This window comes from Aeoliella fuhlenseeensis (genome assembly GCF_052161615.1).
Classification (GTDB): Bacteria; Planctomycetota; Planctomycetia; order Pirellulales; family Lacipirellulaceae; genus Aeoliella.
In genome coordinates, this window is sequence record NZ_CP197417.1 from 2,395,291 (window position 1) to 2,419,776 (window position 24,486).

At 60.7% G+C, this 24,486-nt stretch carries 25 protein-coding genes; 9 read left to right on the top strand and 16 right to left on the bottom strand.

The features are described 5' to 3' along the window. The first annotated feature begins 13 nt into the window (after nt 1-13). From SH292x_RS09300 to rpsT, 3 genes are all read left to right on the top strand, one after another. A complete protein-coding gene (locus SH292x_RS09300) occupies nt 14-3,004 on the top strand; it encodes a secretin N-terminal domain-containing protein (RefSeq protein WP_442485327.1) in 2,991 nt (996 codons plus the stop codon). Between the two features lie 119 nt (nt 3,005-3,123). Further along, nucleotides 3,124-4,635, top strand: coding sequence for a tetratricopeptide repeat protein (locus SH292x_RS09305; protein WP_442485328.1), 1,512 nt, complete (start codon nt 3,124-3,126; stop codon nt 4,633-4,635). A 79-nt stretch (nt 4,636-4,714) separates the two neighbouring features. Then, nucleotides 4,715-4,984, top strand: coding sequence for a 30S ribosomal protein S20 (rpsT, locus tag SH292x_RS09310; protein WP_442485329.1), 270 nt, complete (start codon nt 4,715-4,717; stop codon nt 4,982-4,984). Between the two features lie 145 nt (nt 4,985-5,129). Here the strand turns inward: rpsT and SH292x_RS09315 are convergent, their stop codons facing one another. Both SH292x_RS09315 and SH292x_RS09320 read right to left on the bottom strand, forming a co-directional pair. Continuing rightward, nucleotides 5,130-5,984: a dihydroorotate dehydrogenase electron transfer subunit gene (locus SH292x_RS09315; RefSeq protein WP_442485330.1), complete on the bottom strand. Its 855-nt coding sequence runs from the start codon at nt 5,982-5,984 to the stop codon at nt 5,130-5,132. A gap of 113 nt (nt 5,985-6,097) precedes the next feature. Beyond that, nucleotides 6,098-6,988, bottom strand: coding sequence for a pseudouridine synthase (locus SH292x_RS09320; protein ID WP_442485331.1), 891 nt, complete (start codon nt 6,986-6,988; stop codon nt 6,098-6,100). A 427-nt stretch (nt 6,989-7,415) separates the two neighbouring features. Here SH292x_RS09320 and SH292x_RS09325 point away from each other — a divergent pair, with 427 nt between their 5' ends. Further along, entirely contained in the window at nt 7,416-10,025 is a 2,610-nt protein-coding gene (locus SH292x_RS09325) for a CHASE3 domain-containing protein (RefSeq protein WP_442485332.1), read from the top strand. Nucleotides 10,026-10,283: 258 nt separating this feature from the next. On the opposite strand, the gene SH292x_RS09330 is transcribed toward SH292x_RS09325, so the two are convergent. From SH292x_RS09330 to SH292x_RS09365, 8 genes are all read right to left on the bottom strand, one after another. Beyond that, a complete protein-coding gene (locus SH292x_RS09330; RefSeq protein ID WP_442485333.1) occupies nt 10,284-10,571 on the bottom strand; it encodes a hypothetical protein in 288 nt (95 codons plus the stop codon). 228 nt (nt 10,572-10,799) lie between these two features. Then, on the bottom strand, nt 10,800-11,012 hold the full coding sequence (locus SH292x_RS09335) for a hypothetical protein (RefSeq protein WP_442485334.1): 213 nt from the start codon (nt 11,010-11,012) through the stop codon (nt 10,800-10,802). A 34-nt stretch (nt 11,013-11,046) separates the two neighbouring features. Then, complete coding sequence (locus tag SH292x_RS09340; RefSeq protein ID WP_442485335.1) at nt 11,047-11,217, bottom strand: hypothetical protein; 171 nt, start codon at nt 11,215-11,217, stop codon at nt 11,047-11,049. A 145-nt stretch (nt 11,218-11,362) separates the two neighbouring features. Continuing rightward, entirely contained in the window at nt 11,363-11,683 is a 321-nt protein-coding gene (locus tag SH292x_RS09345; protein WP_442485336.1) for an RNA recognition motif domain-containing protein, read from the bottom strand. A 156-nt stretch (nt 11,684-11,839) separates the two neighbouring features. Then, a complete protein-coding gene (locus SH292x_RS09350) occupies nt 11,840-12,193 on the bottom strand; it encodes a BON domain-containing protein (RefSeq protein ID WP_442485337.1) in 354 nt (117 codons plus the stop codon). Between the two features lie 325 nt (nt 12,194-12,518). After that, nucleotides 12,519-12,704 (bottom strand): hypothetical protein, encoded by a 186-nt coding sequence (locus SH292x_RS09355; RefSeq protein WP_442485338.1) that lies wholly within the window; start codon nt 12,702-12,704, stop codon nt 12,519-12,521. Between the two features lie 34 nt (nt 12,705-12,738). Beyond that, entirely contained in the window at nt 12,739-13,095 is a 357-nt protein-coding gene (locus SH292x_RS09360) for a tetratricopeptide repeat protein (protein ID WP_442485339.1), read from the bottom strand. Between the two features lie 321 nt (nt 13,096-13,416). Next, nucleotides 13,417-13,938, bottom strand: coding sequence for a hypothetical protein (locus SH292x_RS09365; RefSeq protein WP_442485340.1), 522 nt, complete (start codon nt 13,936-13,938; stop codon nt 13,417-13,419). 276 nt (nt 13,939-14,214) lie between these two features. Between SH292x_RS09365 and SH292x_RS09370 the strand changes: the two genes are divergently transcribed. From SH292x_RS09370 to SH292x_RS09380, 3 genes are all read left to right on the top strand, one after another. Then, nucleotides 14,215-15,060, top strand: coding sequence for a rhodanese-like domain-containing protein (locus SH292x_RS09370; RefSeq protein ID WP_442485341.1), 846 nt, complete (start codon nt 14,215-14,217; stop codon nt 15,058-15,060). After that, nucleotides 15,044-15,607 carry a class I SAM-dependent methyltransferase gene (locus tag SH292x_RS09375; RefSeq protein ID WP_442485342.1) on the top strand — a complete coding sequence of 188 codons (564 nt, stop codon included), beginning with the start codon at nt 15,044-15,046 and terminating at the stop codon, nt 15,605-15,607. Before SH292x_RS09370 ends, SH292x_RS09375 begins: the two co-directional genes overlap by 17 nt. 722 nt (nt 15,608-16,329) lie before the next feature. Further along, complete coding sequence (locus SH292x_RS09380; protein WP_442485343.1) at nt 16,330-16,776, top strand: hypothetical protein; 447 nt, start codon at nt 16,330-16,332, stop codon at nt 16,774-16,776. Nucleotides 16,777-16,988: 212 nt separating this feature from the next. On the opposite strand, the gene SH292x_RS09385 is transcribed toward SH292x_RS09380, so the two are convergent. Further along, nucleotides 16,989-17,936: an ADP-ribosylglycohydrolase family protein gene (locus SH292x_RS09385; RefSeq protein WP_442485344.1), complete on the bottom strand. Its 948-nt coding sequence runs from the start codon at nt 17,934-17,936 to the stop codon at nt 16,989-16,991. A gap of 939 nt (nt 17,937-18,875) precedes the next feature. After that, nucleotides 18,876-19,844 (bottom strand): type I phosphomannose isomerase catalytic subunit, encoded by a 969-nt coding sequence (locus SH292x_RS09390; protein ID WP_442485345.1) that lies wholly within the window; start codon nt 19,842-19,844, stop codon nt 18,876-18,878. Nucleotides 19,845-20,053: 209 nt separating this feature from the next. On the opposite strand from SH292x_RS09390, the gene tatC reads away from it, so the two are divergent. Beyond that, nucleotides 20,054-21,040 carry a twin-arginine translocase subunit TatC gene (gene tatC, locus SH292x_RS09395; protein ID WP_442485346.1) on the top strand — a complete coding sequence of 329 codons (987 nt, stop codon included), beginning with the start codon at nt 20,054-20,056 and terminating at the stop codon, nt 21,038-21,040. Nucleotides 21,041-21,089: 49 nt separating this feature from the next. Then, the gene (locus SH292x_RS09400) at nt 21,090-21,902 is read left to right on the top strand and encodes a class I SAM-dependent methyltransferase (RefSeq protein WP_442485347.1); all 813 of its coding nucleotides are present in this window, start codon (nt 21,090-21,092) and stop codon (nt 21,900-21,902) included. Here the strand turns inward: SH292x_RS09400 and SH292x_RS09405 are convergent. The 4 genes from SH292x_RS09405 to SH292x_RS09420 form a co-directional block, all read right to left on the bottom strand. Further along, entirely contained in the window at nt 21,876-22,262 is a 387-nt protein-coding gene (locus SH292x_RS09405; RefSeq protein WP_442485348.1) for a cytidine deaminase, read from the bottom strand. The two genes, SH292x_RS09400 and SH292x_RS09405, sit on opposite strands and share 27 nt — an antisense overlap. An 88-nt stretch (nt 22,263-22,350) precedes the next feature. Beyond that, nucleotides 22,351-23,367 carry a hypothetical protein gene (locus SH292x_RS09410; RefSeq protein WP_442485349.1) on the bottom strand — a complete coding sequence of 339 codons (1,017 nt, stop codon included), beginning with the start codon at nt 23,365-23,367 and terminating at the stop codon, nt 22,351-22,353. Nucleotides 23,368-23,457: 90 nt separating this feature from the next. After that, the gene (locus SH292x_RS09415) at nt 23,458-23,952 is read right to left on the bottom strand and encodes a hypothetical protein (protein WP_442485350.1); all 495 of its coding nucleotides are present in this window, start codon (nt 23,950-23,952) and stop codon (nt 23,458-23,460) included. Nucleotides 23,953-24,058: 106 nt separating this feature from the next. Continuing rightward, a complete protein-coding gene (locus SH292x_RS09420) occupies nt 24,059-24,289 on the bottom strand; it encodes a hypothetical protein (RefSeq protein WP_442485351.1) in 231 nt (76 codons plus the stop codon). Nucleotides 24,290-24,486: the final 197 nt, after the last annotated feature.

Genomic DNA, 24,486 nt, shown 5'->3' on the forward strand with positions numbered 1-24,486 from the left:
ACACTGGTTGCTGATGCTGCTGGCCATCGGCGCGATGGCCGGCGCTCGCGGCGAGACGATCGTCGTCGAGGGGCCCAACGGCACCCAAACGGTGGAAGTGTTGTCGGGGCCGGCGGCGAGTCCCATGCCGTTGCAACCAGGAGCGATGCCGCCGGGTGCGAGTCCGTATGCTCAGCCGCAACCGCAACCAGGTGGTCCGCCCCAACCGGAGGGCGAGCCACAGCCCGAGGCGAAGCCTGCCGAAGAGGGTGAGAAGAAGGAAGAACCCAAGACCGAGACGCCAACGGGTCCGGTAACGCGCCCTGACAAGCCACCCAAAATCGCCGATCCGCGCGAACTCCAGGCCAAGCCCGACTCCAAGGGAAAAGTCACGTTCAGCTTCAATGGCCAGACGTGGCCCGACGTGCTCCAGTGGCTCGCGAACGTCTCCGGCTACAGCCTCGACTGGACCGAACTGCCGGGTGGTTACCTGAACCTGACGACGCAGCATCCCTACACACTCGCCGAGGCCCGAGATCTGGTGAACCGCCAGCTCCATGCCCGCGGCTACACGCTGATCCTTACCGGCGAAGTGCTTAGTGTGTTCAAGATCGACAAACTCGACCCCGCGCTGATTCCGCGCGTGGAAGAGGAACAACTTTACGACATGCAGCCGCATGACTTCGTGAAGATTACGTTCCAGTTGCCTCGGGAGATGGAAGTAGCAGCCGCGGCCGAGGACATGAAGAAAACGGCGAGCGAGCACGCCAAGATCATTCCGCTCCCCGCCACGCGTCGCATTCTGATGATCTCGACGGTCGCCAACGCGCGGCTCGTGAGTACGATCCTCAACGAAGAACGAATGGCGTCCGACAGCCAAGTGGTGCCGGTGGAAATCGTCCTGAAGCACCGCCGCGCGGAGAAGATCATCGACATCCTGTACGTCATCCTCGGACTCGACCCGGCCTCCAGACCTTCGCAGGAAGAGCTCGCCATGCAACAGCAGAAGATGCAGCTGTTGATGCAGATGCAGGGGGCTGGCAAGGATGTCTCGGCGATGCTGCAGAAGGACGGGCCGCAGGTTTATTTGGCGTACAACTCGCATCGCAACAGCGTGTTGATCAACGCCCCGCCCGACTCGCTACGAAAAATACTCCGCACCGTTGAACTGCTCGACGTGCCGGCTGGCGGCGAGATGGCCGACTTGGTGGAACTCGCGGGCGACGCTGGCCGCCGAGTGCCGAAAAGTTACAAACTGGAAACCATCGACCCGCAGAAGCTACAGTCGACGCTTGAGGAAATAGGCGACCTGAGCCCGCTCACCGAGCTCCGCGCCGACAACAGCGCGGACATTCTGTTCGCTCGCGCGTCGGCGGCCGATCACGAGAAAATTGCCCAGATGATCGAGCAGCTCGACGAGGCGGGCATGGAAACCATGGTGTTTCGACTTCGCCGCCACCCGGCCGACGCCGTGGCGGGGACGCTGCGGACCATGTTCGCACCGGCCAAAAAGGAAGAATCGCAGGAGGACCGGTATCGCAGCTATGGCTACTGGGGCGGCGGGTATCCGATGGAGGAGGAGAAAGATACGCCCCCTGCCGATGTTCGCATTGATGCCGACATCGAGAACAATCGCCTGATCGTCCGCGGGACCGCTGAGCAGTTGAAGCAAGTTCGCGACTTCCTCATCAAGCTCGGCGAACCACTCGACACCCCGGACCAGAGCGACCGCGTTCGCGTGGTCGAGGGGATGACGCCCGAGAGCACGGCGCAACTGCTTGAGCAGCTTCGTCGCGTCTGGCCGCAAATTGGTGAGAACGAACTGATCATCGAAGGGCCAAAAGGTGCCATCGAACCGGCTACGCGTCCCGAGACGGAGACACCGATCGAAGTGCCGACCGATCGCGAAGCGAATGCAGCGCCCGCGGAAGCGGCCGTGTTCCGCTTCGCTGCCGAGGCATCGGCACCCAAGCCGACGGGCGACACCCCGAGCATCGCTGCACCCCGCGCGACGCCGGTGAGCGGTAAACCACCCGTGAAGATCCGAGTCACTCCTGATGGAAAGCTCCAGCTCTCAAGCGATGACCCGGAGGCGCTCGACCAGCTCGAACAACTGGTCGAGTCGGCCGCCCCGCAAGAAGAGCGGTTTCGCATCTTTCCGGTGAAGTACGTTACCGCCTATTCGATCTACCTGACACTTAAGAATCTTTATAAGGACGAGATGACTGGCGAGAAGTCCGAGCCGCGGTACGATCCGTATTGGGGCGAGTTCATGCCGGGCGAATCGAAGCCCACCGCAGCGCAGATGTCGAAGCGTCGCAAGCTGCAACTCGACTGGGATACCAGCAGCAACACGCTGCTGGTCGCCAACGCCTCGGCCGACCAACTGCGCGAAATCGCAATGCTCATCGAGTCGTACGATCAGCCTTCGAGCAAAGACGAAGCAACCGCCCGTCGCACAGCGGCCATCAAGCTGCGATACTCGCGCGCGAAGGTCGTAGCTGCCGCTTTGAAGGAGGTCTATCGCGACCTGTTGAGTACGCGGGATAAGGAGTTTGAAACCGAGGACAAAAAGGGAGCCACCTCTTCCCGTGAAACGACCACCGTCATTCGCTACGGTCAAGGTGGAGGAGACTCGAGTGAAGATGCCAAAAAGCCGAAGCCCGTGAAAGTTGGCTTCCAGGGAGCTCTTTCGGTCGGTGTCGACGAGATATCGAACACCATCGTTATCTCGGTGCAGGAAGAACTGTTTGACAGTGTGATGCAAATCGTGAAGAGCCTGGACGACGCGGCGGCGCCGCAGACTTCGGTGGCGGTCCACACCGTTCGAAGTGGCGTCTCGGCACAAGCCCTTCAGCGGGCTCTCAGCGAAGCCCTGGGTACGCCTTGGGTGGGCGACCGTCCCGAGCAGCAGGGCAAGCCGGGCGAACAGGGCGAAGGGGAGAACAACGGCCAGGGCAAGCCGGGCCAAGGTGGCCCTCAACCGGGACAGCCCGCTCAGGCGGCTCCTGTGGCGAGTGAGTAGGCCAGTCAGGCTATTAGGAAGCTGAACAATCTGAGGCTCTGGTGCGAATGGAAGAGGGACGCCGTCCCCAAGTCAAACGGTAGCGGACATTCCGAACCGACCCGCACTGAGTTAAGATTGTGATATCCTCGCTCCCCTCGACCGCCAGCACTTCCACCGCCAGTCTGCCCCGCATGTCTGCACCCACGCCTCACGCCAAGACGGTGTCTCCCGCTGTACGTCAGCGGTTGCAGCAACTGTTCGAGCATGGCAAGAAGAGCCTCGATAAGGGCGACTTCCAGTACGCCCACGACATGTTCGCCCAGTGCGTGGCCGAGGATCCCGCGAACCTCGTATACCTGCAACACCTGCGGGCCAATCTGGCTCGCAAGCATCCCGAGGCGAAGAAGCGTTCGCTGCTGGGCGGCCTGAGTCGCCAGCATAAGGCGGCCCGCTCGACGATGGCCAAGGCGCTGGAGAAGAAAGACTGGGATCAAGCCTTCGCCGCCGGGTGCGAGGCGCTCGACGAAGGCCCCGGCGACATCGCGACGCTGCTCGACATGGCCACGGCTGCCAAGGCGTTTGGGGCCACCGAGTGCCAACTCTACTACTTGAAGTGGGCGCTCGACACCGACCCGAAGCACGAACAGGCCAACCGCCAAGCTGCCGAGGCGCTCTCCGCCGTGGGGCAGTTTGATCAGGCCATTTCGTGCCTTAAGCGAGTGCAAGAAGCGAAGCCGATGGATCATGAGGTGGCACGGACCATCTCGCGGATGAGCGTCGAACAGACCATTCAAAAGGGTGGCTACAATCAAGAGCTACTTCGCAAAGGTGCCAGCGCCACCGCCGCGCCCGACGAAGCGGCGAGCGAGATGCTGAAGAAGCCTCAGCCCGCGCAGCCCTCCCCTGCCCCGTCCGCAGAGCCTACCGCGCCGGCGGTTTCGCGCGAGGACGAACTGCTCGAAAGGATTAGGCTCTATCCGGCTGAGCTTCAGAATTACAAGGAACTAGCCGACGAATATGCCAAGGCCGATCGCTTTCGCGACGCGGAACGGGTGCTGACCAAAGCCCTGTCCGTTTCCAGCGGCGATCTGGACACTCGCGAGCGGCTCGAAGACACCCAGCTCCGTCGGATGCGTCAGCAAACCGACGTGGCGAATCGCAAGGCGGAGATCGAAGGCACCGATGCGGCTCGCGACCTCGCCCGACGGATGGCGGGCCAAGCCAACCAGCGCGAGCTGGAGGTTTACGCCGCCCGTGCTGAACGCAATCCGACGAACCTCGCCTACCAGTACGAACTGGGGCTGCGGCTCAAACGGGCTGGTAAGTTTCGCGAGGCGATTCAGGCCTTCCAGCAGGCCCGCGGCGATAGCCGACGGCTGGCAGATACGCAGCTTCACCTGGGGGAATGTTTCCAAAAGATCGAGCAATTCCGCCTGGCGATGAGCAGCTACGAGGCGGCCGTAACGGCTGCCCCCGACGCGACTTCCGACCTGCACAAGCTGGCCCGCTACCGGGCCGGGGTGCTGGCGATGGGGCTGGGGGAGCTGGAAAAGGCCGAAAAACACCTCACCGAACTGGCAGAGGCCGATTTTGGCTACCGCGATGTGGCCGACCGGCTGGACAAACTAGCCCAAATGCGGAATACTTAGCGATTCGCCACAATGCTGGCACGCGAAGAGGGATATTTCGCCCCGCAATGGATCCAAGAGACTAAACGGTTTTCGACAAATGCCAAATTCTGAAAGCGCCAAAAAACGCCTCCGTCAAAGTGAAGTCCGCAATGCCCGCAATCGGTCGACCCGATCGACCCTTCGGACGCAAGTTCGCAAGCTCCGCGCCGCGGTAACCGCTGGCAGCGTGGAGGAGAGCGAGTCGGCGCTGCGTCTGGCCACGAAGAAGCTGGATCAAGCCGCTGCGAAGGGCGTGATTCACAAGAACACCGCCTCACGCACCAAGTCCCGCCTGTCGAAGGTCGTGAAGGTGCTCAAGGGCAAGTAAGCCCTTCGAGCCTACCATTCAATAGATTTGTGGGAGGCCTCTCCGAGGCCGATGATTTCGGGCTCAGAGAGCCCTCCCCCATTTTCGTTGCCTTTCCGCAGATTCGGTCGCTCTCCTAGAGAGCTGGACTTTCAGGTCAATCGGCTCACCACTCGATGGCCTGCGCGTCGAACACAGGTCCTTCGACGCACGTTCGGCGGTAGTCCCACGTGCCATCGTCCTGGCGAACTTTCGCCACGCAGCTAAAGCAGATGCCGATGCCACAGGCCATCGGCGTTTCGAGCGATACTTGGCACGGCACGTTCGCCGCGTGGCAGATTTCGGCGACGCGCTCCATCATCACTTCGGGGCCGCAGCACACGACTTGCCGACGCTCGCTGGTAGTTTCTTCAAGCGTCTGGGCGAGCAGTTCGGTCACGAAACCATGCAGCCCGACGCTGCCATCGTCGCTTGCGAGGCGAAGGTCAAACCCCGCGCTGCGAAAGTCGGCCTCGCCCGCGACCAGGTCCACCGAGCGAACGCCGTAGAGCATCGTTGCCTTGGCGCCATGCTGAACGGGGCGTGAGGCATCGCCATACGACCTCTGGCCCAAGTATTCCTTGCCGAGCGCGAGCATCGGTGTCTGCCCGATCCCGCCGACGGCCATGATCAGACGATCGCATTCGGGAACCGTGAACCCGTTGCCCAGCGGACCCCAGATGTCGAGCATCTGCCCTGCACGGTAGCGGGCGAGCCTCGACGTCATCTTACCGCCGACGAGGTAAACGACGTCGACCATCGCGGGCGAGCCAGACGCATCGTCGATGGTGTCGTAGAGTGCGAACGCTCGACCCAGTAGTGGATCGTCGCACCCCGCCAGCCGCAGCATTAGAAACTGGCCGGGGACGATCTGCCTTGCAATCTCCGGATATTCGAGCCGCACGCGATAGGTGCGCGTGGCAAGTTGGACGTTCTCGACGACGGGGACCGTGCGGGCGACGGCTTCGAGGGCAAGCGGCATAGCGGGTTGGCAGTTAGGGGATGGCGATGGAGCGATTTTGGTAGCCGGATTCGCAAGAATTCGGGCCGCACTCGTAGGCACCCGAACTCTTGCGAGTCCGGCTACCCTGTTTGCTACATCTTCGCCGTTTTCTTCAGTTCTTGAACTTCCTGCGGCGAAAGCTTGCGGTAGCTGCCCGGCGGCATATCGCCCAGTTTCACGGGGCCGACCGACACGCGAATTAGGCGCTGAACCTTGTGACCGACCTTGGCGAGCATGCGGCGGATTTCGCGGTTGCGACCCTCGGCGAGCACGATTTCGAGCACCGCCGATTGCTTCCGACGGCTCTTGATCTTGCCACGCACGATCTGGGCTTTGCCTTCGGCGAAGTACACCCCTTTGCGAAGTTGATCGAGCACCTCGGGGCCAGGCAGCCCAGCGACCTCGACGTTGTAGGTCTTCTCAACGCCGTGGCTGGGGTGCGTCAGGCGATTGGCGAGCTCGCCGTCGTTGGTCACCAGGATCAAGCCTTCGCTCGCCATGTCCAAGCGGCCGACGTTGTAGAGTCGTCCCAAGCTCGGCGGCAGCAGGTCGGTCACGCGGGGGCGGCCGCTAGGGTCGCTCGCGGTCGAAACCACGCCAGTCGGCTTGTTCACTGCGAAGTACGCTTTGCGAGGTCTCGGCAGCGGGTCGCCATCGACGTGGACCTCCTGAGCCGACAGATCGACGCGGGTGCCGAGCTCCGTCACCACCTGGCCATCCACCTGCACCCGGCCTTCGAGGATCAGCTCTTCGCACTCGCGGCGGCTAGCGATGCCGGCGGCGGCGAGGATCTTCTGTAGCCGTTCGCCCGGCTGTTCGCTCACGCGTGCGGTTGGCCCCTTGCGGCGTGCCCCCGGCGGCCGGCGAGGCACACGCTTCTTCGGCGCTTCGGTTTTGCCGCGAGCGGGCCGCTTCTTCGCCGGTTTGGCTTTGCCGCGGGGCGAGGACTTGGTGGTCGGGCGTTTCTTGGGGGGGCGAGCCACGGCGGGGGTCGTTTCGAATCAGGAGGAATTTGGTCAGATAGTTTCCCTCTAATTTAGTCGAAAGCGGGGTGTATTATTAGTGGCTTGCTTAGGAATTGCGTGGTGGTGGGCACGGGCTAGGCGTCGCCGACAATTGCTGCTCGCACCATCACTAGCAAGGCCTCTTGGCGGCCAAGCTCTGGCCCCGGGGTGAAGCTACTGAACAAGCTGCCCCCTAAAATCGGCTAGACCGACTAGTCGGCCGACTTAGGCGTGGTATTATGGGGAGGCTAAGTGCTGGTTCATTCTGCAAGGCCTGGGGGCTCCATCAGGGCTTCAAGCCGCCAACACGAAGGTGGGTCGCCGTGGTGCAACGCGACGAGCTGCGTTTGTCGTTCTGTATTGCCGTGAACCGATCGGGCCCCAATTGATGTCGAAGTTTCGGTCGTTGACCCAGCGACTCCAGGGTCTCCGCAAGGGAGATCTTCTACTCGCCCTTGGTGGACTCATCTGCATTGTGCTGGTGCTCGTCAACATGCTGGCGGGCATTTCCGCTATCCGGACGCTACGTGGTGCCACCGATTGGCTGATCCATAGCCACGAAGTCGAGACCCAACTTGAGCGTATTGCGACCCTGGCCGCCGACGCGGAAACAAGCGAACGCGGCTATCTGATCACCGGCGACGAGTCTTACTTAGCAACGTACAAGCAGGCCTCCAAAGGTCTCCGGCAACAACTGCAGATCATCCGGGACTTGACCAGCGACAACGCTGTCCAGCAGGCTCATTTGGAGGCTCTCGATCACCGTGTCGAAGCGAAGATCGAGGAGTTCGAGAGCACCATTCGTTTGAAGCGAGAAGGACAGTCGGACGAAGCGATTGCCGTGGTACTCTCCAATCGTGCCCGAACCGAGATGCTCGCTCTCCGCAAAGTCATCGACGAGATGAAAAAAGTCGAGCAGCAGGCGGTGGCCGATCGTGTGGCGGCACGCCAGCAAGCGTTCGCGAAGGCCGTTGGCACTTCGACCGTCGGTGGTGTCACCGCGGCGGTAGCGCTGGCGCTCGTCACCTGGGCGACGCGGCGCTACCTGAACCAAGCTCGCCAAGCCGCGACGGCCATTGCTGATCGCGAAGAGCGACTTCGCACGACGCTCGCCAGCATCGGCGACGGGGTTATCGCCACGGATCCGGAAGGCCGTGTGACGAGCCTCAACGCGGTGGCCGAGCAGCTGACGGGCTGGAGCAACGCGGACGCGTTTGGTGTCGAAATCACCGAGGTGTTTCACATCGTCAACGAGACGACCCGAGTCGAGGTGCCCAACCCCGCGCTCGAGGCCCTTGAGACGGGCCGAGTCGTCGCTTTGGCGAACCACACCCTTCTGATCTCGCGAACCGGTCGCGAAATCCCCATCGACGACAGCGCCGCCCCCATCCGCTGCGAAGATCAGGAAATCATGGGCAGCGTCCTCGTGTTCCGCGATGTCTCGCAGCGGCGGGCGTGGGAAGGCCGGCTGAGAAAGAGCGAGGAGCAGTTCCGGCGCGCCTTCGAGGACGCACCAATTCCGATCGTCATTCACACCGAGGATGGCGAGATCCTGCAAGTCAGCCGCGCGTGGAACGAGGTCACCGGCTGGACGTTCCCCGAGCATCGCCACTTGCCTCCGTGGTTGCTTGAGGCGTATGGCGAGATCGACCTATCGAACATCACGGAGTCCGAGTCGCGACCTCTGCGGGCGTTCGAACTCCACTTCACTGGCGCCGATGGGAAGCCGCGCACCTGGTCCTACAACGCAGCCTGCCCGGCGGCGCTACTCGATGGCAAGCGTTTTGTGGTCGGGATGGCCGAGGATGTAACCGAACGGGTGCAACTTACCGCCACGCTTAAACGGGCTCGCGAATCGGCCGAGGCGGCGAGCCAGTCGCGGGGGCTCTTCCTCGCGAACATGAGCCACGAAATCCGCACGCCGATGACCGCCATCCTCGGGCACGCCGATATACTCCGCGAGCATCTTCGCGACCCCGACAACCTGCAATCGGTCGACACCATCGCGAGCAACGGCCGCTACCTCCTGCAAATCATCAACGACATCCTCGACCTGTCAAAGATCGACGCCGGCCGCACCGAGATCGAACGCGAGCCGGTCAAGCCGCACGATCTGTTCGCCGAAATTCAGTCGCTGTTGAGCGTGTCGGCCGCCGACAAAGAGCTTGCCTTCGCCATCACCTGCGAGGGCCTCATCCCCGAGACCATTGAGACGGACCCCGTCCGATTGCGGCAGATTCTGGTGAACCTGATTGGCAACGCCATCAAGTTCACCGACTCGGGGCACGTCAGCGTGGTCGTTCGCTACCAGCAGGAGCAAAACCAACTCACCATCGAAGTGAACGACACCGGCATCGGCGTCGACCCCGATTCTATCGAGCGGATCTTCGATCCGTTCGTTCAAGCCGACAGCTCCACCACCCGCACCCGCCAAGGGAGCGGCTTGGGCCTCGCCATTTGTCGCCGTCTCGCCGAAGCGCTAGGCGGAACGATCACCGTCGACAGCCGTAAGGGCCAGGGCAGCTCGTTTACGCTTACGATCGACTGCGGCAACGTGACCGACGTCGATCTGATTCACGCCACGCTGTTCGTCAAGAAGCCCGAGCAACTGGTCGCTCCAGTCCACACGAAGCTCGACTGCACGGTTCTGGTGGTCGACGATCGCCGCGACATCCGCTTCCTGGTGCGGCGGTTTATCGAGAAGGCCGATGGCCGCGTCATCGAAGCCACCAACGGGCAAGAGGCGTTCGACATGATCACCGGCGACGCGTCGATCGATGGCTCGATCGACATCGTGCTGATGGACATGCAGATGCCGGTGCTCGATGGGTACGACGCCACGGTAAAACTCCGAGAGCGCGGCATCCAGCTCCCCATCATCGCCCTCACCGCCAACGCGATGGTCGAAGACCGCCAGCGCTGCCTAGCCGCCGGCTGCGACGACTATTGCTCCAAACCGATCGATGGCTACGAGATGGTCCAAAAAATCCACCGCCTCACGACGGCGCGCGAGTGATTTGCTCTTGGGGGCGCTCCTCTAGTTAACAGAAGAGTCTGGAACAGGGGGGAACAAAGAGGCCGAAGAACTCAGGGCACGAAAGTAGGAAACCTTCGCTCTGATGTGGTTCTACTTCGTAGAACTGTTCTGTAGTTCTTTGTTGCCTTCGTTCCCTTATGTTATGACTTTTCCCTATCTGTTGTCAGAGCGCAGCCCAAGGAGAGAATCCGCGATCAATTCTTCTTCATGACGCCCAGAATGCCGCTAGAAGCTCTGCTAAGGTGCGGGGGCGATGAACTGCGGCTGGCGCTGCTGGTTGGTGTACTGCCGGGCGCGTTCGACTTCGGGCCGTGGCGTGGTGAAGGCCATCGGGCGTGCCCCTTCGACTTCGGGACCAAGGTCCGGCGTCGGATAGGGGTCGAAGTTCTCGGCGTTGTGCTGCTGATAGGCAGCTGGACCGGGCGCGCCGCCGAACAACCGCGGCATGCGGACCGATGGCGAGCAGCCGATGCCCGGCGCGATGAGCGCAAGGAGGACGCCAATTAGGAAAATGCGATGTATCAAGGCTCCGTCCTCGCTTGCGAGATGGGGGGCGGCGATTGTAGCCGCCACGTCCGCGGGTGCCAATACGAGCCGACTCCATGCCAGCGGGCACCGGAGCTAGCATCGGCCATCCAACCGCTAGCCCTCATTCGCCCCGCAAAATCGACGCCTAGGCGCATTTTGACGAGCGCACGGTCTGCGGGGAGTGGGAGGGTTACGGCGAGTGGCCGAGGCAAAGCCCATGCTCGCCTAAGCGAACTGCCGCATATGCCGGTAGCCCTTGAGCGTCAGCGAGAACGCCCCCGCGAACTTCTCGCGGACCAGGCACTCTTTGTCGACCAGGCTATTGAGGGCCGGCGCTTTGGCTTCGAGGTCGAGGCCATAGAAGCACAGCATCTTGTCGGGCTTCATGTGGAATTCGAGAAAACGCTTCAACACTCGTTCTTCGGCAATGGTGGTCATATTCGGTTCGCTCAGTCTCTCGAAAGTGGGTAGGTCAAACGCCGCGGGGCGGAACGTCGTCAGTGCGATCGCCATATTCAGCGGGCAGCGGCGATTCGTCTTGAGGCTTCTTAGGTTCCAGGCGCTTGCGCCGTTTGTCCTCGGCCTTCAGTTTCTTGTCCATTTCGCGGCGGCGCTTCTCGACCGTGTTCTGGTTTCTTGACAAAAGCTTCTACCTCATAACGCGGAGAGGTTGGTTGAAGACCAACCCATGAATTGATTTCTCTCAAGGCGACTATCGCACTGCAGGCGCACGGCACCGCAGCGCTACGAGCTCCGTGTGGAGAGCTCTTTTAGGGGAGTTGCAAGGCCTAATAGCGACCGCCACGGTTACCGCCGAAGGTTCGGCCGCCACCACCGCCGCCGCCACCACCACCGCGACTTTCGCGAGGCTTGGCTTCATTCACTGTCAGCGGGCGGCCATTCTGCATGGTGCCGTTCAGACCGTTGATCGCCGCGGTTGCTTCGGAATCGGAATTCATTTCGATGAACGCAAAGCCTTTGCTTTGGCCGGTATCGCGGTCCGACACCACTTGAGCGTCACGCACTTGGCCAAACTGGGCGAAGAGCTTCTCGAGATCGAGTGCCGAAACGTCGTAGCCAAGATTGCCGCAATAAAGTTTTCTTCCCAACGGACCACTCCCATCAGAACGTGAAGGGGCATCTTCTTTGCCCAGAAATCCAGCTTGCCAAAATGACAATCGGAGAGGCGGGGCGGGCGAAGGAGCGTCGGGGACCAACCCAAGAGAGGGCTGAAAGCGTCATCACGATCGGCTGACCTACCGCCCTTATTCTACAGGAATCGGGTCCTGCGCGATAGAGCCGATATCGTTAATCGGCGAATCTTCTAGCACAACGGGCTCGTCGACACGTGGTTTTCGATGCTCCGTGGGCTGCGAATGCGGCCGTACTTTCGGTGGCGTTTGAAGCTGATCGATCACCTGGCGAACGCCGGCAACCGACTGCACCGCTTTGAGAATAGGACTACGCTGCCGTTCGTACTGCAGCTTGCCCGTCAGGGTGACAGCACCGCGTCGCACGACTGCCTGCACTTTTGATTGCGATCCCGTGCCGGTGCGCTCCAGTCGCTTCGATACGGTCTTCTGAAGCTCTTTATCCGACTGCTGGTTTTGGCCAAACATATTTACGTCCTTGGTAATCGCAGAAAAGCAGGCGCTAATTGACGCCCGAAAGCATTAGTTGACGCCCGCGAATTGAAACCCGCACTCGCATCTGCCAGTCGTCGCAATGGTTTTCTTGTGACAATCGGGGCACATCTTGGTCTGCACCGCTCCGTGCCGCTTCGACGACACGACACGTGGCTTGCCACGAACCCCTGTCATGCGCAACCGGTCGGCTTGGACCCCTGCGCATTGGGGATGAATGGCACTGGCCGAGTAAATCGAATGGCCGCACACCGGACAAACGGGACGAGTGCGTGACAGTATTAGCGGCATTGGTTTCTTCTCACTCATGGTCAGGATTTCTCGCACGCAGTTCAACTAGCTCCGTTGCCAAGCGGTATCGAAGCGGACTGGTCTCCGGTAGACCATCGATCAAGCGATTCGCTTCTTCGAAGGTCAGCGCCGTGATGGGCTGGCCTCGAAACAATCGCTGCCACAATCTGGTGGCGTCTCGTTCGCTGATCATCATCGCAAACCTCCAAGTGAGTGGGCGTAACGTCGTGTTACTGTGCTCTGTGTCCATCAGAGGGTGAGGTTCGGTCGGTACTGCGAGTCATCCTCATCAGTTTCCGCCTTGCTTCGGTGACCACTTGCTCGCGAACGCCGGGCATTTCCAAAATCTGTTCCAGATCTGCCACCGCCGCTTCCGTGTTGCCGGCAGCGTTCCGCAAGAGACCACGATTGAACAGCGCCATCGCCCGTGTGTTTGCCGAAGCGCCTTCCATCTTGATCACCTCGCTATAGCTCTCGAGTGCTGCGTCCGTACGCCCCGCGCGCGCATTGAGAATGGCGCGACCGAGGATCCAGTTCGCTCGATACGAGTGCGACAGTTTGCCACGGAGCCAGCTTAGGAGGGCCATTGCGTTTCTCCCCTTCTGGTCGGTATCCGTGCGGGGCGAGCCGGCGTTGCGATCTCGAGCCGCACTCCGGGGAAGGTCGCCAGCAATCTTGCCAAGTCGCGCTGCGTCAACTGGGACCCGTAAGCAACCCGAAAACTAAACTCGCTGGGCCGAACGCCCGCCACAAATGGTTCGCTCGTCTGAAAAACGAACGCGCGACTCAGATGCATGGCCAGCAGGTGCGCTGCCGCCAACCCAACGACGTTAATTCGGCAGGCGTACCCCTCGTCGGTTAAAGTGACCAACGAGTCACGAGTGGTAGAAATCGACAGTCTGTTTGCCTTACTTTTGGGCCTTCGTCGTACGCTTGCGTGGGGCTGGCGTCGGCATTGCCTCGCGGCGGGCAATCACCGTGCGATACGGCATGCCATCGGGTAGCGTGTAGCGTTCGGCTCGGATGAACCAGAGAGCCAGGCCACCCGTGTTGTGCGTGGGAGTGGAGCGAGTTTTCGCGGCGCGAACGCCCAGCGATCCCTTCTTGCCGGTCTTCTTCCAACCGCGACGCTCCATCACCATTCGCACGACCACACCAATCGCCTGACGCAGGCGTTGGCTGCGCTTGGCGTGGATTTCGCCCAGGAACTGATTGATTGCTGGTTGCGACTCCAACTCTCGCACGACGCCGGCCAGCGGAGCGCGATCGTGATGAATCTCCGACTCTTCCATCCGCCGCTGCCGATCCTTATCGCTAAAAAACGCCAGCACTTCGTCAAAAGGCTGCTGCGAGTCGTTCAGCACGTCGGCAAAGGTCCGTCCCTGTCGGTCTTCCAGAAAATCGTCACGGGTGATTTGGTGCTTGGCCATAGGTTCGCTAAGGGGGAGAAGGATCTGACATGCACTATTTGCAGATACAATTATTGTACCAGCAATTAAGTGACATGCAATAGAAATCCCCGCATTTTCGCACTCTACGGCCTCCCCCACGAGCCATTGCGCTACGATAATTCCTGCACGGCGATGCCCATTTCCCCCACCTAAAACCATTCGTCCGGTGCCTCGCCGCGAAGCCGGTTATACTGGTGCGGCGACCTGTCCTACCCTCCCACTTCCTCGGACACCTAGCGAGAGGCTAACAACACGATGCTATCAAGCTGCACCATCGCGCTGCTGCTGGCCGCCATCCTGGCGACCTCGGCGCATGCCGAACCCACTACCGATTCGAGCGTTCCCCCCACAGCCTTCACCACCCCCAAGCTCGACTGGCAGCCCGGCCCCGCGGCCTACCCCAAGGGGGCGACCATGGCCAAGTTGCTGGGCGACCCCGCGACGGAAGGTCCGTACCTGGTGTGGATCAAGCTCCCCGATGGGTTTGAGCTTCCCCCCTACTTCCACGCCACCGCCGAACGGCTCACCGTCCTCTCGGGCAAGCTACACGTCGGCGCCGGAGACAAGTTCGACAAGCAGGCCACAACGCCCCTCATCGCCGGCCAGCATGCCGAGTGGCCTTCGGGTGTCAATCACTTCGCGCTGGCCGAGGGCGAGACGCTCATCCAACTTCATGGCGAAGGCCCCTGGGTGATGAACTACGTGAACCCCAAGCAGGACCCCCGTCATCCCCGCCAGCGCAACGTGATCGAACACACTACCGACTCGCTCGAAACCATCAAGGCCCGCGTCGCCGAAGGCAAGGCGGTGCTGGTCGACGTTCGCACCATCGGCGAATGGAACACGATGCACCTCGCGAACTCGACGCACCTCCCCGAGACGTCCCTCGGTCGTGGCAGCCTCGACCTAGATAAAGTCGCCAAGATCCTCCCCGCCAAAAGCGAGGAAAAAATCCTCTACGCCTACTGCGTCGTCGGCATGCGGGCCAAGAAAGCCGCCAAGGTGCTGCAGGAACAGGGCTACAACGTCCGTGCGGTCAAGCCAGGGATTGATGAATTCGTAGAAGCGGGGTTTGAGAAGGCCGATGAGAGTTCGCGATAGCGGCATGCCCGAGGAGGAGTTCTGGGAATCGCTGTTCGATGTCCCGTTGATCCTCGACCGCCTGGGCATCAATCACCTAGGCACCGGTCGATTTCACGACGTCGCCGAGCTTGGCTGTGGCTACGGGACCTTTACGGTGCCCATTGCCCAGGCCATCACCGGCAAGCTCTACACGTTCGACATTGACCCCGCGATGCTCGTCCGCACCCGCGAGCGTGGCCAAGGGCTCTCCATCGAATGCCAAGAGCGGGACGTGGTGCAGCACGGATTTGGCGTGGAGGTCGACGCGGTGTTGCTCTTCAACATCCTGCACTGCGAGTCGCCAGTTGACCTGCTCCGCCACGCCGCCGGCGCCCTGCGTCCTGGCGGCGAAGTGCTCATCATCCACTGGCAACACGGCGAAACCCCGCGCGGACCGAGCCTCGACATCCGCCCCCGCCCCAAACAAATCGCCGAATGGGCCACCGTCGCAGGCCTTGCGACCGCAAGCGAACCCATCGACCTCCCCCCGTGGCATTATGGGATGGTGTGTAAGCATGAGGGGTAGTGGTGGCCGAAATCCATTACGATGTAGCACGTGGGCTTGGTGATGCCGTCCGCGGCGACGCCTTGCACTCCAACAACAAGTTGCTTACGTAGACAACGTACAATGCACGGATCCCTCGTTATGACAGAGCTTTGCACCGTTGCTGAATTCGATGCATTGGTCCGCGGCATCAACTGGGCAGATGCCTATGTACAAGAATACTACTACATATCGATGCCGTGGAGTGACGGGTCTAATATCCGACTTCTAATTATCCTACCGTACGGTAATGATGTGGCCGCAATTGAGTTCATGGTGCGAGGGGTGAGTGTGGAACAGCTTGGTAGGACTGGTGAGTTAGAACTAAGTTGTCATATGGACGACTGGTATAAGACGATTTACTTCAATAGCCGAAAGGATACTTGGATCTGTGGAGCTAAGATCGAGTACACGCTCTTCGACGACGCGATTTCTGAAGTCCGCCCCCGATACGGTGCGTATCCAGCATCTCCCAACGCCATCAAAGCCGAGCGGTTGGTCGACGGATGGCGATTGTGCTCGAAGTGCAGTGAGGCGTGGCAGGAATCTCTGGACAGAACGTACTCAGTGTGCCCGCGATGTTTCGAATTGACAGAATTGACGGAACGGAGCGAAGGCACCGAGTAGGGGAGAACGTACGCTCCGCATGCTTCCTGTAACGGGATGCTTTTGGTGCCCGCTAACGAATGACTCAGTGGAATCCCATGCCGTCAGAAAACAATCAATACCGCGAACTGCCCTCCGCCGAGGCAGCGGATGTAACGCAGATGCTCTCGACGGGCGACTATCGCGGCGCCGCAGTGGCGCTTGTGGGTTACGCATTGAGTACCGATCGCCCAGGCCAAGCATGGGAACTAATGCTCCAATGCTCGGAGCATGCCGACGATCAGGTAAGAGGGAACGCCATTCTATGCATGGGGCACCTTGCCAGGCGATTCGGTAACGCCACGACCGAAGGACCGATCGATCCGGAGCGGGTGGTGCCTATTATCGAGCGGGGACTTCAAGACAGTTCTGATTGGGTCAGTGGACACGCGTGGGACACGGCTTCCGATGTGCTGGTCTACTGCGGTTGGCAGGTGAATGGCTACGCCGATGCAGAACCCACCTACGACCTGGCCGAGGACGAAGATGACGACGAGGATGCGTAGGGCGCTCCCCATGGAGTGGTTCTACTCTGCGACTTCCCCCTCCCGTAGGCGCGGTCGTCCCGGCCGGCAGCCGACTGTATCACTTCGTCAACTGTTCTTGGTCGGACGGGACCTGACCATGCCGACCTCCAAACGTGGCGACGCTGTCCCTCGTCGGCCGGGACGACCGACCTACTTTGGCTATCGGAATGAATTGCCAATGGCCGCTTGAGCTAGCCTAGGTCGGCGTGATGAACCCGCCACAACTCCCGCGCCAGCTCCTCAATAAACGACTTCCCTTGCTTTCGATCTTCCAGCCTGTCGACCAAGTGAGCCGGAATGCCCTGAACACCAAGGTAGGCTCCACTAATCGCGCCGGCCATCGCGGCCAGTGTGTCGGTGTCGCCGCCGAGTAGGATCACGTTGCCAATTGTCTTGGCGAACGAATCGGGCGTGAGGCCGAACGACGCGACGGCGGTGACGACCGAATCGGTGGCCTCGATCCCATTTCCGAACAGCCCGAGGTCGCGCAGATCGTCGAGTTTCGCCGCGCGAGTGAGAGGGCCGCGAAACTCCAGCGAGGTGCACCGCTGCGATACTTCGTAAAAATACGCCTCGCGATCCAATGTCTCGACTTTCGTGGCGACCGCGACCGCCATCGCAATCACCTGCGCTCCCTCGACTCCATGCGGGTGGACATGCGTTGGCAGCGACGACAGCCGAGCTTGCTCCCACAGTTCATCGTGGTTGTCGCGAAACATCAAGCCGACTGGTGCCACTCGCATTGCCGCACCGTTGCCGAACGAACCTCCCGGAAACAGATTCTCCGCTAGGTACTGATGGTCGTGCCCATCGACCATCGCTTCGAGCACCAGCCTCGCACCCCGTCCGTAACCCCGCTGCGGCAGAAAGTTGTCCGCGAAACGGCGACACAGCACCCGATCGTCAATCCGGACGCACTCGACCAGCGTCTCGGCGACGCCGATCATCATTTGCGTGTCGTCGGTGTACCACAGTTCGCCGGGCGGCGGGTTGTCGATCAACTCCTGCGCCGACGAATACGTCCGTGTCATGTAAGCCGCCGCCCGACCTTCGAAATGAGCCCCCAGCGCATCCCCCACCGCGAGCCCGAGGAGCGATCCTATGAATCGCTCGTCGAGAGTGGGGGGAGGATTGCTCATTGGTCAAAGTTCGCGAAGGTAGGAGTACCAAATCATACCGCCTTCCGTCGCAAAACTATTGCCGATTGCAATGTGGCCGAACGGAATTGTCCCATTCCCCCAGTAGGCGCGGTCGTCAGGACCATCAGCCGACGTTGCCAGTTCGTCAACGGTTGATGATCAGACGGGACCTGACGATGCCGGCCTCCAGAAGTGGCGACGGTTTCTCTAGTCGGCCGGGGACGGCCGACCTACCTTGCCTACCCCAAAGGGGTTCTGTCTGTCAGCCCAGGGTTGCCTCCTCGCGAGTTCCACGAGCGCGGGGGTTACCCTGGGTAAACGTGCCAGAACAATTTGGAGGTCGAGCGAGAGACTCACCATCGTCCGGGGCATCGCCGAGACCGCCATCGGGCCGAGCTGCGTCACGTCGCAAAATGCCTAAAAAACGGAATGAATTCCGTTGTACGACTATTTCGACTTTTTTCAAAAATGTGACTAGAAAGCGCGCTCTGCTTGTGTTCTCATGAACACGTTCACCAGCGTGGTGAACGTGTGTTCTTTGACAACTGAAATATACAGAGAAAAATGCGGCCCATTAGCCCTCGTTCACGCGTTGGGTGGCTGAGGACGAGTTCCGCGAGCCCCCAGGGTGAGAATGCTGGGGGCTCGTTGGACTGGTCCCCTGACGCACTCGGCGCAGGTCGGTACCCTCAAGCGCCGTATCGGCGCGGAGCTTGATACGGCCTACTAGGATTCCCCGTTCCGAGTTCCACCTTCCCCCTTAGTAAAGTCGCACCTGCGGTTTGTCCCTGCGACTTTATTCTTTGGAGTCGAGTCGCCTCGGGCTTCGCAAGCAGTTGAGGCGACTAGACTTACGTCGAAACTTCCGAAGGACCGAAAACGAGTAATGTCGCACCCAATGAAATAATCGCAAATTGCGACATTACGCCGCTTCCCAAACTACCCCGGCAGATACATGTCGAGCCACGTCGCATTTCCGCGAGGAGCGAGAGTGACATGCTCGCAGCACGCAGGGATCAAGGTGGTTTGGCCTTGGGGCAGCGACATCGTCGAGCCTTGGCATTCGACTTCCACTTCGCCGTCGATCGCCGCAATGAGATGGAAGCGATTCGTAAGGTCAAGCACCAAAGGTTCGCTTCGCGTGGCGCGATCGAGCACGAACTTGTCGCAATCGACCAATCGCTCGATACCAGTTTCACTCGTGGGCTCTGGAACTTGTGGTTCCACCGGGCCGCGGACGTAGTCGGTCACTTCGAGCGACTCGGCGATATGCAGCGGGCGGGATTTGCCATCCTTGTCCACGCGGTTCCAGTCGAACAACCGAAACGTGGTGTTGCTCGCCTGCTGGATCTCGGCGATGACGATGCCTGACCCAAGTGCATGGACCGTACCCGCGCGAATGAAAACACAGTCCCCGACCTTGGGCTCGATGACATGCAAACACTCGTCGCTCGTCCCTCGCTCAATCGCCGCGGCGAGAGTTGGTCGATCCACGCCCGGCTTCAGTCCCGCGTAGATCTTGCTGCCTGGTTCGGTAGCGAGGACCACCCAGGCTTCGGTCTTGCCGAGGTCGGGCGGGTCGAGCTTTGCACCTTGCTCGTCGTTGGGATGCACCTGGACGCTCAGCGTTTGCTTCGCGTCGAGGAACTTGAACAGGAGCGGGAACACGGGCTGCGGCGCGTGCTTGCCGAAGAGTTCGTCACGGTGGTTGGTAACGATCTCGTGGAGCGTTTTGCCCGCGAGCGGACCATTCGCCACGATGCTTTGATCGTCCCCGTGGTCGACCGCTTCCCAGCTTTCGGCGTACGTCGGACCATCGCCAATGGGCTTGGCGAGCAGTGTCCCGAGTCGCCGCCCTCCCCACAGGTACTCCTTGAACAACGGCTGAAAGCGAAGGGGATAGAGCATGGGAAACCGAAGAATGTGGGGGTGGGATAGGGAAAGTTGGTTGCCATTATCGGAGTTATCCGCGTTTTCGCTACCGCCCGCCATCAGTCCAAAAGCTCCGCACATGCTGGAGAGTGGGACCCCGCTTGCCGGGCTGCTAGAATGGAAGTTTCGCCCGTCCGCCGGGCTCCCGCCCCCCTGCCCCACCCGTCCCCAGTCCCCGATTCGCAATGGCCGAGCACGACGACCTGTTCGAGAAGAGCAAGATGACCTTCGGGCAGCACCTGGAGGAGCTACGGGGAGCGCTGATCAAATCGCTGCTGGCGATCGCCATCGGCTTTGGCATCGGCATGTACTTCGCGACCGACTTCGTGAAGTTCATCAAGCAGCCGCTGCAAACGGCGATCGACAACTACATGCTGAAGGACGCCGAGGGGCGATACAAGCGTGAGATCGAAATCCGAAAGGATCGTGGCGAAACGATTCCGAAAAACATCGATGAGATTATCGCCGAACGCATCGAGCGGGGACTCGCCCCGCGCGAAGTCTTCATGGAGCCGAAGCAGCTTAACATCGAGTCCGACGAAGAGTTGCTATCGATCACCGTGTGGGAACGGGTCGCCGACGATCCGCAGCAGATCATCGGCACCGGCGTGACGCAGGGTTTTTCGGTGTGGATGAAGGCCGGCATGGTGCTGGGGCTATTGATCGCGAGCCCCTTCGTGATTTATTTCGTCTGGGCGTTTGTCGCCGCGGGGCTTTATCCTCACGAACGGCATTACGTTTACATTTTCCTCCCCTTCAGTTTGGTGCTGTTCTTTGCGGGTGCGGCCCTCGCGTTCTTCGGGGCGCTGTACTACGTGCTCGACTTCCTGTTTTGGTTCTATCACGCACTGGACATCGCCCCTTACCCGGTGATCAACGACTGGATGAGTTTTATCCTTATCCTGCCGCTTGGTTTTGGGATTAGCTTCCAGTTGCCGCTGGTGATGTTGTTCCTCGAACGCATCGGCGTGTTCAGCGTCGACATCTACCTGAAGCAATGGCGGATGGCCGTGGTCGTAATCCTGATCATCTCCGTGGTACTCACCCCAGCCGATCCGCAAAGCATGGTGCTGATGGCGGTTCCGCTGGTGTTCCTGTACTTTGGTGGAATCATGCTCTGCCATTACATGCCAAGACGCAAGACACCTTTTGGTTCGCTAGTCGAGAGTTGATGGCTGGGGGATGTGTGGTCTCTCGAAGGTAAATGTAAAGGAGTGAGCGATGAACCACGGTTTCCTAACTCGGTTGTTGTTGCTCGCTCTTTTGTTCTCACTGCATGACACCGGTAGTCTCTTCGCGCAGCAGTCGACCACCGAACGGTCGGCGTCCAATAAGTACATGGGACGCCGTATCGCCGAGACCATGCACTACGCGGGTGCCCCGTGGTTGGTGCGTGAGTCGCGAGAGCGAGAAGAGGAATGCACCAAGCTGCTCGCCGCGCTGGAGGTCAAAGACGGGCAAACCGTGTGCGACCTAGGGTGCGGCAACGGATTCTACACGCTGAAGCTCGCCAAGCTCGTGGGGCCTCAGGGCACCGTGTGGGCCGTGGACATCCAGCCCGAGATGCTCCAGCTGCTCGAAGAGCGAGCCGAAGCCCGTGGCGTGCCGAACTTGAAGTCGGCACTCGGTACCGCCACTTCTCCGAATCTGCCCGAAGGCGAGATCGACTTGGTGTTGCTGGTGGACGTGTACCACGAGTTCTCGCACCCCGCCGAGATGCTGGCGGAGATTCGAAAGAGTCTCGCTCCCTCGGGACGAGTTGCACTTGTGGAGTATCGCGCCGAAGATCGCACCGTGCCGATTAAGCCTCTGCACAAGATGTCGCAGCGACAAGTGATGAAGGAGTACAAGGCGAACGGGTTTAAGCTCGTGGGGCAGTACGACGAGTTGCCCTGGCAGCACGTATTCTTCCTGGCACGCGACGATTCGCCACTTGAAGAAGTGGAACTCAAACGCTGGAAGCGAGGCGAGCGTGATTCGGAGGCCGGGGAAGACGAGGCTACGTCCTCAGAATTCGAAGGCGTGAGGCAGTAGGTCGGCGAGGTCGTACTCGGTGACTTGATCGCCCTTACAGCCTAGGATGACCTTCATGCGCTGAGAGAACTCCGACAGCACCTGACGGCAAGCGCCGCAGGGCGAAGCGGGTTGGGGCGTTGGCGTGTAGATTGCAACGGCGACCAGTTGGGTAGCCCCTGCTGACACCGCAGCGAACACAGCCGAGCGCTCCGCGCAGTTGGTGAGACCGTACGAGGCGTTTTCGACATTGCACCCAGTGAAGACACGACCATCGGCGGCTTGCACCGCGGCTCCAACGGCGAACTTGCTATAGGGAGCATAAGCCTGCTGGCTGGCGGCTTCGGCCGCGCGGAGCAGTTGAGTGGTATCGATGTCCAAAGGACTGCTTTCGGGAAAGGGAGATGAAGCACCCGCGATCATTGTGACCGCGGCCTGCTGAAACTCCAACCCCACAAGCAGAATGGCCTTACCGAATTGGATATACGGGATCGAGCGCGATGCCGCCCGGCGGAAGCTGATACGCACTTGGCGTCGAGGTGGCCGGGAGCGTCGCGGGCTGCTGAATGGCTGGTGGAACTGTCACCGGAGTAGCAACAACCGCTGGCGTCTGAACGGGAGGCAACGTGCTGGTCGCCGGAATAGACCGGGGGTCGAACGCCATGCCAGCAGGCATGCTGCCGAGGTCTACACGCGGATAGCCTTCGAGAGAGGGCGGAGTCCACATCACTGCAGCATTTGGAATCGCCACGTTGAGTGCTACCTGACCGACGTCGATGGTGAGTGCAAGGTCGGAGGCGGGGACACGAATCGTTACCCGGCGTGGGAGCGAAACCTGAACTGTTTCGTCGTAACGAAAATCTTCGGCGATGGCGCTGGCTACCGGTGCTCCACCGGTTGAGTTGTAAAGGTGCTGTTCGAGAACCCACGCACGCGTCGCGTCGACCACAATCACCCGCGTCATGGGACCCGAAGGAGAATCAATCGGCGAGCGTAGCTCGAAATGGCCATCGGGCCGCGGAACGGGGCCTTCGTACTGCGCCGCGGGATTGAGTTGCACGAGACCTAGAGCGTCGCCGATCCAAGTGGGATCGATGGGTATGACTTGCCGCGCACCGCTGTTGGCGAACTGGTCGTGCCGGCAGAAGAACAGCGCGGGGGGATCGTTCCGTTTTACCCAGAGCCACATGAGCTCGGAGTTGCTGCCCATGTCGATCTCGTCACCACCGGTGAGCGCGATGCCCGCCGTGAGCCGGAAGTTGAGCGGCCGTTCGAGCGCGATATTGCCGCGTAGCATCGGGATGCCCGCCATGCCGGGAACGGTGAACTTGGCGGAGGTGGTGTAGTAGGAACGGACGCGTGCCGTATTCGCATTGACCGCCGCGACGATTTGCTGGGCGGTTGGGGTGCCTTGCAGAACAACGGGTGCCGCGGGTCCGGGAGGTCGGAAGAAGTTGTTGCGTACGCATCCCACCATCCCGCTCATGCCGATTAGCAAGGCGACTACGATTATTCGGTGGTGAAGTAAAGGATTTGACACGCGGTGAGGCTGGGCCACTCTCGGAAGGAACTAAAACTACTGGCAGTCGCTATACAGCAAGTCCATGAGCTGTTGTTGGATCTCGGCCGCTCGGTCGCGCGTTACCGGCACGACGGCCACATCGTATTCCGCCGCTCGCGAAGCGCAGTATACGCGTAACACTTCGCCATCGGACGACACCGTGGCGAACGCGGCTTCGGCGAAACGGAATACTCGCTTGCGGACCAGGAATAGCGCGAGGATGTAGACGGAGTCTTGATGCTCGGGGTCGTCCCGCCAGCGGTCGAACAGTTCGAGCGCCACTTCGCTGGGAGCGAGCTTCGGTTTGCTAACGCCTTCGAGGGGCACGTGTGACTCCCACCAACCAATGGCGCTGGCCGGTGGTCCCTGCCAAGCGTCGCGGGCGTAGTCGCGGCGAACTACCTCTGCTCCCTCGGCCTCGAGCACCGAGTAGTACTTCGAACCCGGCGCAAACTCGACGCTGGTGGCGGCGCAGCGGCGGGTCGAGCGTTTGACATCGAAGTCGAGCACGGGGAGATCGCTCTGCAATGGAAGGCTGAGGGAACCACGAAGTCGCGGAACCGTAGCGGATTGCGGCGCTTCACGCAACGCGAAGTCGCGGTGCTAGCATCAGGCGTTAAGAGACACGGAAGGTGCGGGCGTCGGTTCCGCCCGGTCCGATCTCGAACCGAATGCGTCGAGCACATCGCGGACAGTAGCCGGCATAAGCCGTTTGATCGCGGTTGACGTAGATCCGCTGATAGAGGTCGCAGCAGGCGAAATGGACGCCAATGTAGTGGCGGCCTACGGAACGGGGGCGTTCCGCGGAGGTGCTGTCGCTCGACAAGTCCAGATGTTCGCCTGGCATGAAAGGAGCTCGCTGGGTGTGGCCGCCGCGAAGCATATCACAGCCCGATTATCGGCGAGAAGAGCGACGCGAAGGTGAGCGCTCGGGTTTCCCGACCTCAGATTCGCGTTAGGCAATACAGCTTGCCAAAGGACAGCCGCCGAGTGCGGCTTGCTGCGAAGATTCCACTCCGAGTGGCGCCCAAGGTGTTCGATACC

What these genes read in the sequence shown, in the direction of transcription:
- SH292x_RS09300 (WP_442485327.1), top strand. Translation starts at nt 14, where the DNA reads ATGCTGCTGGCCATCGGCGCGATGGCCGGCGCTCGCGGCGAGACGATC.
- rpsT (WP_442485329.1), top strand. Translation starts at nt 4,715, where the DNA reads ATGCCAAATTCTGAAAGCGCCAAAAAACGCCTCCGTCAAAGTGAAGTC.
- SH292x_RS09315 (WP_442485330.1), bottom strand. Translation starts at nt 5,984, where the DNA reads ATGCCGCTTGCCCTCGAAGCCGTCGCCCGCACGGTCCCCGTCGTCGAG.
- SH292x_RS09335 (WP_442485334.1), bottom strand. Translation starts at nt 11,012, where the DNA reads ATGACCACCATTGCCGAAGAACGAGTGTTGAAGCGTTTTCTCGAATTC.
- SH292x_RS09350 (WP_442485337.1), bottom strand. Translation starts at nt 12,193, where the DNA reads ATGTTTGGCCAAAACCAGCAGTCGGATAAAGAGCTTCAGAAGACCGTA.
- SH292x_RS09355 (WP_442485338.1), bottom strand. Translation starts at nt 12,704, where the DNA reads ATGATGATCAGCGAACGAGACGCCACCAGATTGTGGCAGCGATTGTTT.
- SH292x_RS09360 (WP_442485339.1), bottom strand. Translation starts at nt 13,095, where the DNA reads ATGGCCCTCCTAAGCTGGCTCCGTGGCAAACTGTCGCACTCGTATCGA.
- SH292x_RS09365 (WP_442485340.1), bottom strand. Translation starts at nt 13,938, where the DNA reads ATGGCCAAGCACCAAATCACCCGTGACGATTTTCTGGAAGACCGACAG.
- SH292x_RS09370 (WP_442485341.1), top strand. Translation starts at nt 14,215, where the DNA reads ATGCTATCAAGCTGCACCATCGCGCTGCTGCTGGCCGCCATCCTGGCG.
- SH292x_RS09375 (WP_442485342.1), top strand. Translation starts at nt 15,044, where the DNA reads ATGAGAGTTCGCGATAGCGGCATGCCCGAGGAGGAGTTCTGGGAATCG.
- SH292x_RS09380 (WP_442485343.1), top strand. Translation starts at nt 16,330, where the DNA reads ATGCCGTCAGAAAACAATCAATACCGCGAACTGCCCTCCGCCGAGGCA.
- SH292x_RS09385 (WP_442485344.1), bottom strand. Translation starts at nt 17,936, where the DNA reads ATGAGCAATCCTCCCCCCACTCTCGACGAGCGATTCATAGGATCGCTC.
- SH292x_RS09390 (WP_442485345.1), bottom strand. Translation starts at nt 19,844, where the DNA reads ATGCTCTATCCCCTTCGCTTTCAGCCGTTGTTCAAGGAGTACCTGTGG.
- tatC (WP_442485346.1), top strand. Translation starts at nt 20,054, where the DNA reads ATGGCCGAGCACGACGACCTGTTCGAGAAGAGCAAGATGACCTTCGGG.
- SH292x_RS09400 (WP_442485347.1), top strand. Translation starts at nt 21,090, where the DNA reads ATGAACCACGGTTTCCTAACTCGGTTGTTGTTGCTCGCTCTTTTGTTC.
- SH292x_RS09410 (WP_442485349.1), bottom strand. Translation starts at nt 23,367, where the DNA reads ATGAGCGGGATGGTGGGATGCGTACGCAACAACTTCTTCCGACCTCCC.
- SH292x_RS09420 (WP_442485351.1), bottom strand. Translation starts at nt 24,289, where the DNA reads ATGCCAGGCGAACATCTGGACTTGTCGAGCGACAGCACCTCCGCGGAA.